We start from the raw sequence: 11,609 nt of genomic DNA on the forward strand, positions 1-11,609 counted from the left end.
CGGCGCGTGCGGCTCGGGGTGCAGGTCCGGGCGAAAATGGGCCACGCACGAACCCGAGCATCCGAATGACCGAAGCCTCAGACTCCACCGACTCCGACACCCTCCCCCTGCACGAACCCCGCCTCTGGCGCGACGGCCAATGGACCGCCCGCGTCATCAAGAACGAGGAAGACGACGGCTGGGCCGTCGAGATGACGCGCCACGGCGACCCCGAGCCGGCGTTGGTCGGCCCCTGGACCATGGGCCGCGACAAGAAGAACCCGAAGCCGCTCGACGGACCCGCCTTCTCCACGCTGGTGAAGACCGCCGCCGAGGTGATCCGCCGCCACGAGCAGCAGCTGCACGCAACGCTCAACAAGAGCGTGACCGTCACGGCGCGCGACGGCCGGCGCATTCGCGTGTCGCTCGCGATCGTGCCCGACGAGGACAGCCCTTCGGCGACGCTGAGCGCGCACGACGACGAAGACGACAGCGAGCTCGCGAGCGTCAATGTCTCGCCTGCGTTCAAGCTCACATCCGCCAGCGCCATCACCTGGATCGAAGCGGACTTCGCGCGCCCGCGCTGAGCGCCGACGCGGCGGTGCACGCGCGAATACCACACGTCGCGCGCATTCGCCAATCAGCGAAAGAACGTATGTTCACCCAGGGGTGAGTTGAGAAGAATCCGCCCCAACGAGCAATCGTTGCCAGTCCTTCATTCATACGACGCCCGCTGCCAGTGCTGCCAGCGAGGGGTCGGGCAATAGAGCCCGAATCGGTTTCAACACCGGTTCGGGCTTTTTTGTTTTTCGGTCGCAAAGAAGCCTTTTCAAAACGGATGCGCGCCATCCGGTGGCGCAGCTTTGCCCGGAGAAAACAAGGCGCTGGAAACAGGCGCCCGTTTGCAGGCGCCGCGCCGCGGGAGGAGACACCCAACGCACGGCGGCCGAAGGTCGGATGTTCCTGATGACTCGCACAAGACCAAAGCAAAGGAATTTGACATGACGAACGTTTCCCTCAACCGCCGCCAGCTCGTGAAGACCGGCGGCTCGATGATCGCGCTGGGCGCCGCAGGCGGCCTGGCCGGCCTTGCCGCCGCACAGGAAGGCACCACGGTGAAGCTCGGCCTCCTGCACTCGCTGTCGGGCACCATCGCCATCGCCGAGGCCTCGCTGGTCGATGCCGAGAAGCTCGCCATCGAGGAGATCAATGCCGCCGGCGGCGTGCTGGGCAGGAAGATCGAGGCCGTGGTGGAAGACGGCGCGAGCGAGAACCCGGTCTTCGCCGAGAAGGCGCGCAAGCTGCTGGAGCGCGACAAGGTCGCCGCCATCATCGGCTGCTACACCTCGGCCTCGCGCAAGGCGCTGCTGCCGGTGCTCAACCAGGCCAAGGGCCTCCTCTTCTACCCGACCTACTACGAGGGCCAGGAGCAGGACAAGCGCGTGTTCTACCCCTCGCAGGAGGCCACGCAGTCGGTCATCGCGGCGGTCGAATGGATGACGCGCGAGAAGGGCAAGAGCTTCTTCCTCGTGGGCTCCGACTACATCTACCCGCGCACCTGCAACAAGATCGCCAAGCCCGCCATTGCCAAGGCCGGCGGCAAGGTGCTCGGCGAAGAATATGCGCCGCTGGGCCACACCGAGTTCTCGTCGATCATCAACAAGATCAAGGCCGCCAAGCCCGACTGCATCTACAGCACGGTGGTGGGCGGCTCCAACGTGGCTTTCTACAAGCAGCTGCGCGCGGCCGGCCTCGACGGCAGCAAGCAGGTGCTGCTGTCGACCGTGGTATCCGAGAACGAGATCGACGGCATCGGCAAGGACAACGCCGCGGGCTACTACGCCTGCATGGGCTACTTCCAGAGCATCAAGTCGCCGGCCAACGAGAAATTCGTGAAGGCCTTCAAGGCAAAGTATGGGCAGGACCGCGTGATCGGCGACCCGATGGAAGTGGCCTACAACTGCGTGTACCTCTGGAAGCTGGCGGTCGAGAAGGCCAAGTCCTTCGACGTCGACAAGGTCACGGCCGCCGCGGCGGGCGTGGAGATCGAGGCACCCGAAGGCACGGTGCGCGTGCACGCCGCCAACCACCATGTATGGAAGAAGGTGCGCGTGGGCCGCGCACGGCCCGACGGCCAGTTCGACATCGTGTGGGAATCGCCGCAGCCGGTCGAGCCCAACCCCTTCCCGAAGGTCTGACCCCGATGAACTTCGACATCGCGGTGATGCAGGTGTTCAACGGCGTGAGCCTGTTCACCATCCTGCTCCTGATGGCCATCGGGCTGGCCATCGTGTTCGGCCTGATGGGCGTCATCAACATGGCGCACGGCGAGCTGATGGCGCTGGGCGCCTACATGACCTACCTGGCGGCGCGCTTCTTCGCGCACTTCGCGCCCGGCTGGACGGACCTGTACCTGTTCGCAGCGATCCCGTTCGCGTTCGCCGTGACCTTCGCGTTCGGCTACCTGCTGGAGCGGGGCTTCATCCGCTTCTTCTACGACCGGCCGCTGGACACGCTGCTGGCGACCTGGGGCCTGAGCCTCATCCTGCAGCAGGCCTACCGCTCCATCTTCGGCGCGCAGGAAGTGAGCGTTCCGCTGGCCTCCTGGCTCGCGGGGGCGTGGGAGCCGACGGCGGGCATCCAGCTGCCGCTCACGCGCATCTTCATCGTGGGGCTGACGGCCATCGTCGCCGTCGGCGTGTACCTGCTGCTCTACCGCACCTCGTGGGGGCTGAAGGTGCGCGCAGTGACGCAGAACCGCGCCATTGCCGGCGCGGCGGGCATCGACACGCACCGCGTCGACGCGATGACTTTCGCGCTGGGCTCGGGGCTCGCGGGCATCGCCGGCGCGGTGTTCACCATGATCGGCTCGACCAACCCCGGCACCGGCCAGCTCTACATCGTCGACTCGTTCATCGTGGTGGTGTTCGGCGGCGTGCAGAGCCTGGTGGGCACGGCGCTATCGGGTTTCGCCATCGCGCAGTCGCAGACCTGGCTCGAGTACCTGATGAGTGGCTCGATGGCCAAGGCCACGATCCTGCTGCTGGTGATCGCGGTGCTGTACTTCCGGCCCAACGGGCTGTTCGCCACGCGGTCGAGGAGCTGAAGGCATGTTCAAGCTTTCTTTCCAACGCAAGAGCGACCTCGCCGGCATGGCGGCCGTGCTGCTGCTCCTGGCCGTGATGCTGCCGCTCACGCTCGATCCGTTCCGCCTGAACCTGGTGAGCAAGTACCTCGCCTTCGCGTTCGTCGCGGTCGGCGTGGTGCTCACCTGGGGCTACGGCGGTGTGCTGAGCCTGGGCCAGGGCATGTTCTTCGGCCTGGGCGGCTACATGATGGCGATGTTCCTGAAGCTCGAAGCCTCGGCGCCCGAGCTGCCGGACTTCATGGTGTGGAGCAGCGTCGAGCAGCTGCCGGCGTGGTGGCAGCCGTTCCACTCGCTGGGCTGGACCGTCACCGGCATCCTCGTCATCCCGGCAGTACTCGCGTACCTGTTCTCCTACGCGATCTTCAAGCGGCGCGTGAGCGGCGTGTACTTCGCGATCGTCACGCTCTCGCTGGCGCTCACGCTCACCGTGGTGGTGGTCGGCCAGCAGGGGGACACTGGCGGTGCCAACGGCATCACCGATTTCCGCACGCTGCTGGGCTGGGACATTGCGGGCGACGAGGCCAAGCGCGTCATGTACTTCGTCGAGGTGCTGGCCATCACGCTCGCGATGGCGGTGTCGCTCGTGATCGTGCGCAGCCGCTTCGGCAAGATCCTCATCGCCATCCGCGACCGCGAGGACCGCGTGCGCTTCAGCGGCTACAACACGGCGCACATGAAGGCCTTCGTGTTCGCGGTGGCAGCGGTGCTGTCGTCCATCGGCGGCGCGTTCTACAGCCTGCAGGTGGGGCTGATCGCGCCAGGCGTGATCGGCGTGGTCGCCTCGGTGGAGATGGTGATCTATGCGGCAGTCGGCGGGCGGCTGTCGATCCCGGGCGCGGTGATCGGTGCGCTGCTGATCGGCTTTCTCAGGTCGTACCTGTCGGAGACCTTCCCCGAGGGCTGGCTGTACTTCCTGGGTGCGGTGTTCATCCTCGTGGTCTGGGTAATGCCGAACGGGCTCGCGGGCCTGGGCGGGAAGCTGCTGCGCCGCCGCGGCGCGGAGGCGACGCCATGAATGCCACGATGACGATGCCCAACGGCGGCATGCCGCAAGCGGCCGCTGCGTTCTCGCACTCGAACGAGCAGATCCTGCGCGTCGAAGACCTCACGGTGTCCTTCGATGGCTTCAAGGCGGTGGACGGCCTGAGCCTTGTCGTCGAGCGCAACGAGCTGCGCGTGATCATCGGCCCGAACGGCGCGGGCAAGACCACGCTGCTCGACATGATCTGCGGCAAGACCCGGCCGAGCGCGGGCCGCGTGCTGTTCAACGGCCAGGACCTCCGCCGCCTGAACGAATACGAGATCGTGCGCGCCGGCGTAGGCCGCAAGTTCCAGACGCCTTCGGTCTACGAAGACCTCACGGTGCTGGAGAACTTCGAGATCTCGCTGCCGCGCATGCACGGCCTGCTGCAGTCGCTGACATTCCGCCGCACGCCCGCGCTGCGCGAGCGCATCGATGCGATGGCCGGGCAGGTCTTCCTGAGCGAGCGGCTCGGGCATCGCGCCGGGCAGCTCAGCCACGGGCAGAAGCAGTGGCTGGAGATCGGGATGCTGCTGATGCAGGAGCCCGAGCTGCTGCTGCTCGACGAGCCCGTGGCCGGCATGAGCCCGCGCGAGCGCGAGCAGACGGGCGACCTGCTGCGTCGCATCTCGACGGGCAGGTCGGTGGTCGTGATCGAGCACGACATGGACTTTGTCAAGCGCATCGCGCACCGCGTCACGGTGCTGCACCAGGGCAAGCTGCTGAGCGAAGGCACGGCCGCCCAGGTGCAGGCCGACCCGCGCGTGATCGACGTGTACCTCGGCCATTGAAGGAGATTCAAAAAAATGCTCGAAGTCTCCGAACTCAACGTGGCCTACGGCGAGTCGCACGTCATCCGCGATGTGTCGCTGCGCGTCGCGGCCGATGAAGCGGTCGCGATCATGGGCCGCAACGGCATGGGCAAGACCACGCTGCTGAAGTCGCTCATCGGCCTTCTGCCCGCGCGCGCCGGCAGCATCCGCCTCGGCGGCGCCGACATCACAAGGCTGCCGAGCTACCAGCGCGTGGCGCAGGGCCTGGCCTTCGTGCCGCAAGGTCGCATGATGTTCCCGTTGCTCACGGTGGAGCAGAACATCCTCTCGGGCGCGGCGAAGTCGGGCCACCGCACGGTGCCCGGCTACCTGTACAAGTTCTTCCCCGTATTGAAGGACATGAAGCAGCGCCGCGCCGGCAACCTCTCGGGCGGCCAGCAGCAGATGCTGGCGATTGCGCGCGCGCTCATCTCCGAGCCCAGGGTGCTGATCCTGGACGAACCCACCGAGGGCATCCAGCCTTCGGTCATCAAGGAGATCGCGCAGACGCTGAACGTGCTGCGCGCCGAGCGTGGCTTCGCCATCGTGGTGTCGGAGCAGGTGCTGAGCTTCGCGCTCGACCTGGCCGACCGCTTTCTCGTCATCGATCGCGGGCGCCTCGTGCACGACGAAGCACGCGCCAGCCTCGACCAGGACAAGGTCAGGTCTTTCCTGACCGTGTGAGCCCTTCCCGTTTTTTTCTCAACCCCCTCCAGGAGCAGCGTCATGAGACATGGTGATATTTCGAGCAGCAACGATTGCGTTGGCGTCGCGGTCGTCAACTACAAGATGCCCCGCCTGCACACCAAGGCCGAGGTGCTGGACAACGCCCGCAAGATCGGCGAGATGCTGGTCGGCATGAAGAAGGGCCTGCCGGGCATGGACCTGGTGATCTTTCCCGAATATTCCACCCACGGGATCATGTACGACGCGAAGGAGATGTACGACACAGCGGCCACCGTGCCGGGCGAGGAAACCGCGATCTTCGCAGACGCCTGCCGCCGCGCCAACGTGTGGGGCGTGTTTTCGCTGACCGGCGAGCGCCATGAAGAGCATCCGAACAAGGCGCCCTACAACACGCTGATCCTCATGAACAACCAGGGCGAGATCGTCCAGAAGTACCGCAAGATCATGCCGTGGGTGCCGATCGAGGGCTGGTATCCGGGCGACTGCACCTACGTGAGCGAAGGCCCCAAGGGCATGAAGATGAGCCTGATCATCTGCGACGACGGCAACTACCCCGAGATCTGGCGCGACTGCGCGATGCGCGGCGCCGAACTCATCATCCGCTGCCAGGGCTACATGTACCCGGCCAAGGAGCAGCAGATCCTGGTGTCCAAGGCCATGGCCTTCATGAACAACACCTACGTGGCGGTGGCCAACGCGGCCGGCTTCGACGGCGTGTACTCGTACTTCGGCCACTCGGCACTCATCGGTTTCGACGGCCGCACGCTCGGCGAATGCGGCGAGGAGGAAATGGGCATCAACTACGCCGAGCTGTCGATGGGCCTGATCCGCGACGCGCGCAAGAACGGCCAGTCGCAGAACCACCTCTTCAAGCTCGTGCACCGCGGCTACACCGGCACCATCAATTCGGGCGACGGCGACAAGGGCGTTGCGGCCTGCCCCTACAACTTCTACACGCAGTGGATCAACGACCCCGAGGGCACCCGCGAGATGGTGGAGTCGTTCACGCGCAGCACCGTCGGCACGCCCGAATGCCCGATCGAGGGCATTCCGAACGAGCCGGCCCGGCACCGCTGAACGATCGCAAGAAAAAGAGGTACGCCATGAACCAGACGCATGTCGACGACAAGGTACTCGGCGACGAGTACGAACACGACCCGGTTCCGCTCTCGAAGCGGCGCAGCACCTTCTCGGTCTCGATGGTGTGGCTCGGGTTCCCGATGATCATCACGGGGGCCATGACCGGCTCCATCCTGGTGGCGGGCATGGGCTTCCAGTCCGCGCTGCTCGCGATGATCGTGGGCAACCTGCTGATGTTCGCGTACGTGGGGTCGCTCGGCGCACTGGGCACGGCGCGCGGCCACAACTTCGCGCTGCTGGCCAGCGCCAGCTTCGGCAGGAAGGGCTACGTGTTCGCCTCGGGCCTGCTGTCGACCTTGCTGCTGGGCTGGTACGCGGTGCAGACCGGCATCACGGGCAACCTGATGCACACGGCCTTCCAGTTCGACTACCTGACGATGACCATCGCGGCAGGCGCGCTGTACCTGGGCATCACCTTCGTCGGCATTCGCGGCCTGCACTGGATCGGCATGGTGTCGGTGCCGCTGTTCGTGGTGCTGGGCGGCTGGGTGGCGCTGCACTCGGCCGGCGCCGCCGGCTGGGACAAGGTGCTGTCGTACGCCGGCACGCAGCCGGCGCTGCCCATGTCCTTCGGCATCGGGCTGACCATCGTGGTGGCGCTGTTCATCGATGCGGGCACGGTCACGGCCGACTTCAACCGCTGGGCCGCCGACCGCAAGAGCTCGCTGATTGCCACGGCCTGCGCCTTTCCCGTGGCCAACCTGGTCGCGATGCTGGTCGGCGGTGTCATGACGGCCGCGCTGGCGCTGCCGCAACCGCAGCCCTTCGGCCTGGACAACATGTTCGGCTACCTGCTCGCGCAGAACGCGCCTTGGCTGGCCGTGGTGGCCTTCGTGTTCCTGCTGTGCAACCTGGGTTCGGTGTGCGCGCACTGCCTCTACAACTCGGCCGTGGGCTGGTCGCGCATCGGCAACGGGCGCATGCGCGTGTTCGCCGTGGTGCTCGCCGCGTTGGGCATCGCGGTTGCCGCAGCCAACGTGTGGGCGCTGTTCATTCCGTGGCTGTCGCTGCTGGGCATCCTGGTGCCGCCCATCGGCGCCATCCTGATCGCCGACCTCTACTTCGTGCGGCCCGGCGCCGCCATCGGTGCCGACTGGCGTCCGCGCGCCTTCATCGCCTGGGGCGTGGGCTCGCTGGTGGCCTACGCCACCGAGACGATGGCGCCGCAGCTGTCGACGGCGGTGGCGGCCTTCATCGCGGCAGGCGTCTGCTACTTCGTGCTCCACATCGGCAGTGCCGCGCCGGTGGCGGCGGCCGCGCCGTCCATCAAGAACTGAACACCTCTTTCGAAAGCGACAACGACCATGGACTACGAAATCTTCGACCTCGGCGATGTACCCCTGCAACGCGGCGCGACGCTGCGCAACGCCAGGCTCGCCTACAAGACCTACGGCAAGCTCAATGCCGACAAGAGCAACGTGATCGTCTACCCGACCTGGTACTCGGGCCAGCACCATGACAACGAATGGCTGATCGGCCCGGGCATGGCGCTGGACCCCGGGAAGTACTTCATCATCGTGCCGAACATGCTGGGCAACGGCCTCTCTTCGTCGCCCAGCAACACGCCCGAGCCGTACAACCTGTCGCGCTTTCCGGACATCACGCTCTACGACAACGTCACGCTGCAGCACCGGCTGGTGACCGAGAAATTCGGCATCCAGCGCATCGCGCTGGTGGTGGGATGGTCGATGGGCGCGCAGCAGACCAACCAGTGGGGCTGCCTGTACCCTGAGATGGTGAAGCGCATTGCGCCCTTCTGCGGCTCGGCGAAGACGGCACCGCACAACATCGTGTTTCTCGAAGGCGTGAAGGCCGCGCTCACGGCCGACGCGGCGTGGAACGGCGGCTGGTACAGCACGCCGCCCACGCGCGGACTGCGCGCGGTGGGCCGCGTGTACGCGGGCTGGGGCCTGTCGCAACCCTTCTACATGCAGGAGTTGTGGCGCGAGCTGGGCTTCAGTTCGCTCGAAGATTTCCTGGTCGGCTACTGGGAAGGCTTCTTCCTGCAGAAGGACGCCAACAACCTTCTCGCGATGCTGTGGTCGTGGCAGAACGGCGACATCAGCGACAACCCGGTGTTCAAGGGCGACTTCAAGAAGGCGCTGGGCGCCATCAAGGCGCGCGCCATCGTGATGCCGGCCGAGCGCGACCTGTACTTTCCCGTGGCCGACAACGAATGGGAGGTGTCGCACATGCCGAACGCCGAGTGCCGCCCGATCCCTGGCGTGTGGGGCCACTTTGCCGGCGGCGGCAGCAGCCCGGCCGACACCCGCTTCATCGACACCGCCCTCAAGGAACTGCTCGCCACGCCATGAACGCCGCCCTGCCCCGTTCCACCGATCCGCTCGCCAGCTACCGCATCGAGACCGAGCCCTTCTATCGGCCCGCGGGCAACGAAGTGGCACTCTATGAACAGGCCTACCGCCACCGCATGCCGCTGATCCTGAAGGGGCCGACCGGCTGCGGCAAGACCCGCTTCGTGGAGCACATGGCGTGGTCGCTCGGACGGCCGCTGGTCACGCTGGCGTGCAACGAGGACATGACGGCCTCCGACCTCGTGGGCCGCTACCTGCTCGACGCAAGCGGCACGGCCTGGCACGACGGCCCGCTGACGCTGGCGGTGCGCCACGGCGGCATCTGCTATCTCGACGAGGTGGTGGAGGCGCGGCAGGACACCACCGTGGTGATCCATCCGCTGACCGACGCGCGCCGCATCCTTCCGCTCGACAAGAAGGGCGAGCTGGTGCGCGCGCACCCCGACTTCCAGCTGGTGGTGTCGTACAACCCCGGCTACCAGAGCAGCGCGAAGGACATGAAGCCCTCGACACGGCAGCGTTTCGCGGCGCTGGAGTTCGACTATCCCGACAGCGGCCTCGAAGCGGAAATCGTCGCGCACGAGGCCGTGGTCGGGCTCGACCTGGCCGCGAAGCTGGTGGCCATTGCGCGCTGCTCGCGCGAGCTCAAGCACCGCGGGCTCGACGAGGGCGTGTCGACGCGCATGCTGATCTACGCGGGCGTGCTGATCCGCGACGGCGTGTCGCCGCGCGACAGCTGCGAGATGACGATGACGCGCGCCCTCACCGACGACCCCGACATGGCCAGCGCGCTGCAGGGCTTCGTCGCAGCCCAGTTCGGATGAAAGCCAGCTACGCCGCACTGGCCCTGCTCACCCGCGGGCTGGTGGGCGTCGACATCGAGGTGCAGCCGCTCGAAGGCAGCGCAGGCACGCGAGCGGTGCTGGTGGGCAAGCGGCTGCTGCTCCCTGTGCAGGACGACGACAGCAGCGACGGTGAGCGGCTGCGCTGCGCCATGGTGGCCCATGCGGTCGCGCACCTGCGCCACTCCCCGCCCTCCCGGCCCGCGCGCGCGCTCAAGCCGATGGGCCTCGCCATCGTCTCCGCCATCGAGGACGCACGCGTCGAGCGGCTGCTGTGCCGCGACTTCCCCGGGGTGCACGGCTGGTTCGCCGGATCGCTCGCGCCGGTACCCGATCCGCTCGACCTGGGCTTCGCGGCGCTCGTCTCGCGCATGGACCGCATGCTGATGTTGCCCGCGTGGCAGGACGACAACCACTGGGTCAACAAGGCGCGCCGCCTGTTCGACGAGACCGCCGCCTCCGCGGGGCTGGAAGACCACGGCGCCTTCCGCACGATCGCGTCGATCCTGGCCAACGATCTCGGCCAGATGCGCGTGCGCTTCGACCCGCAGCACTACGCAGTGCCGGCACCGTACCGCGACGACAACAGTTATTTGTGGGATTTCGGCGAGACCGAAACGCCGCCCGACGAAGCCATCGCGCTGCAGCAGTCGGGTGCCCGGCCGCCACCGCCGACGGATGCCGATGCTGCCAATCCAAGCGATGGTCCGTCGCCCGAAGGCGCCGCCGAAGTGGAACTGGGCCGCTACAGCTACCCCGAATGGGACCACAGGCTCGAACGCCTGCGGCCCGACTGGTGCACGGTGATCGAGAAGGTGCCAACATGGCAGGGCCTCTTGCCAGCGCGTGAACAACCAGCGGCCGCCAGCAACACCACCGAGCGCCCGACACCGCTCGCGCTGCCCCGCGCCCGCCAGCTCGACCGCACCCACCGCCTGCGCCGCCAATGGGAAGGCGACGACGTCGACCTGAACGCCGCCATCGAGGTGCTGGTCGACCGTCGCCTGCGGCTGCGCCCCGATCCGCGCCTCTTCATGCGCCCCGGCAAGGCGCCGCGCCCGAGCAGCGTGCTGGTGCTGCTCGACCTGTCGGAATCGGCGAACGACCCCGGCCATGGCGGTGCGCGTTCGCTGCTCGACATCGAAAAGCAAGCCGCGCTGCTGCTGGCCGGCTCGAACGCACGCGGCGCTGACCGGTTCGCCATCCACGGCTTCTCGTCCAATACACGCGCAGAGGTCTACTACTACCGCCTGCTGGACTTCGGCAGGCCGCTCGAAGCACCATCGCGCGCCATGATCGGCGCGGTGCGCGGCCGCTACTCCACGCGCATCGGCGCCGCGCTGCGCCATGCCGCATCGCACCTGCGCGCCGAGCCTTCAGGCCTGCGCGCGATATTGCTCGTGACCGACGGCGCGCCTTCCGACATCGACGTGCACGACCCCCGCTACCTGATCGAAGACGCCCGCATGGCCGTCGCCGAAGCGCGCGAAGCCGGCGTGCGCACTGCCTGCATCGCGGTCGATGGCGCAGCCGACGCCTACGTGCGCCGGATCTTCGGCTGGCGCAACTATTGCATCGCCGACGACGCACGCAGCCTGCCCGCGCGGCTCGCGCGCATGAGCGCACGGCTGGCCGCCGCAAACTGAGGAGAATGATGGTTCACAC

At 67.0% G+C, this 11,609-nt stretch carries 11 protein-coding genes; all 11 read left to right on the forward strand.

Annotated features, from left to right (window positions below):
• The first annotated feature begins 65 nt into the window (after window positions 1-65).
• The 11 genes from L1081_RS19420 (at window position 66) to L1081_RS19470 (ending at window position 11,590) form a co-directional block, all read left to right on the forward strand.
• Window positions 66-566, forward strand: a complete 501-nt coding sequence (locus L1081_RS19420; RefSeq protein WP_489413636.1) for a hypothetical protein — start codon at window positions 66-68, stop codon at window positions 564-566.
• 414 nt (window positions 567-980) lie between these two features.
• Window positions 981-2,177, forward strand: coding sequence for an urea ABC transporter substrate-binding protein (gene urtA / locus L1081_RS19425; protein WP_489413637.1), 1,197 nt, complete (start codon window positions 981-983; stop codon window positions 2,175-2,177).
• Between the two features lie 5 nt (window positions 2,178-2,182).
• Window positions 2,183-3,085, forward strand: coding sequence for an urea ABC transporter permease subunit UrtB (gene urtB, locus L1081_RS19430; RefSeq protein WP_489413638.1), 903 nt, complete (start codon window positions 2,183-2,185; stop codon window positions 3,083-3,085).
• A 4-nt stretch (window positions 3,086-3,089) separates the two neighbouring features.
• Window positions 3,090-4,142: an urea ABC transporter permease subunit UrtC gene (gene urtC / locus L1081_RS19435; RefSeq protein WP_489413639.1), complete on the forward strand. Its 1,053-nt coding sequence runs from the start codon at window positions 3,090-3,092 to the stop codon at window positions 4,140-4,142.
• A gap of 29 nt (window positions 4,143-4,171) precedes the next feature.
• Window positions 4,172-4,939: an urea ABC transporter ATP-binding protein UrtD gene (urtD, locus tag L1081_RS19440; protein WP_489416817.1), complete on the forward strand. Its 768-nt coding sequence runs from the start codon at window positions 4,172-4,174 to the stop codon at window positions 4,937-4,939.
• Between the two features lie 15 nt (window positions 4,940-4,954).
• Window positions 4,955-5,644: an urea ABC transporter ATP-binding subunit UrtE gene (gene urtE, locus L1081_RS19445; RefSeq protein WP_489413640.1), complete on the forward strand. Its 690-nt coding sequence runs from the start codon at window positions 4,955-4,957 to the stop codon at window positions 5,642-5,644.
• A 42-nt stretch (window positions 5,645-5,686) separates the two neighbouring features.
• Entirely contained in the window at window positions 5,687-6,724 is a 1,038-nt protein-coding gene (locus L1081_RS19450; protein ID WP_489413641.1) for an aliphatic amidase, read from the forward strand.
• A gap of 26 nt (window positions 6,725-6,750) precedes the next feature.
• Window positions 6,751-8,064: a cytosine permease gene (locus L1081_RS19455; RefSeq protein ID WP_489413642.1), complete on the forward strand. Its 1,314-nt coding sequence runs from the start codon at window positions 6,751-6,753 to the stop codon at window positions 8,062-8,064.
• Between the two features lie 27 nt (window positions 8,065-8,091).
• Window positions 8,092-9,102: an alpha/beta fold hydrolase gene (locus L1081_RS19460; RefSeq protein ID WP_489413643.1), complete on the forward strand. Its 1,011-nt coding sequence runs from the start codon at window positions 8,092-8,094 to the stop codon at window positions 9,100-9,102.
• Window positions 9,099-9,926 (forward strand): AAA family ATPase, encoded by an 828-nt coding sequence (locus L1081_RS19465; protein ID WP_489413644.1) that lies wholly within the window; start codon window positions 9,099-9,101, stop codon window positions 9,924-9,926. Before L1081_RS19460 ends, L1081_RS19465 begins: the two co-directional genes overlap by 4 nt.
• The gene (locus L1081_RS19470) at window positions 9,923-11,590 is read left to right on the forward strand and encodes a VWA domain-containing protein (protein ID WP_489413645.1); all 1,668 of its coding nucleotides are present in this window, start codon (window positions 9,923-9,925) and stop codon (window positions 11,588-11,590) included. The genes L1081_RS19465 and L1081_RS19470 overlap by 4 nt, the downstream gene beginning before the upstream one ends.
• The last annotated feature ends 19 nt before the right edge of the window (window positions 11,591-11,609 follow it).

It is taken from the genome of Variovorax sp. MSC1_012 (assembly GCF_023667525.1).
Lineage (GTDB): Bacteria > Pseudomonadota > Gammaproteobacteria > Burkholderiales > Burkholderiaceae_C > Variovorax > Variovorax beijingensis_B.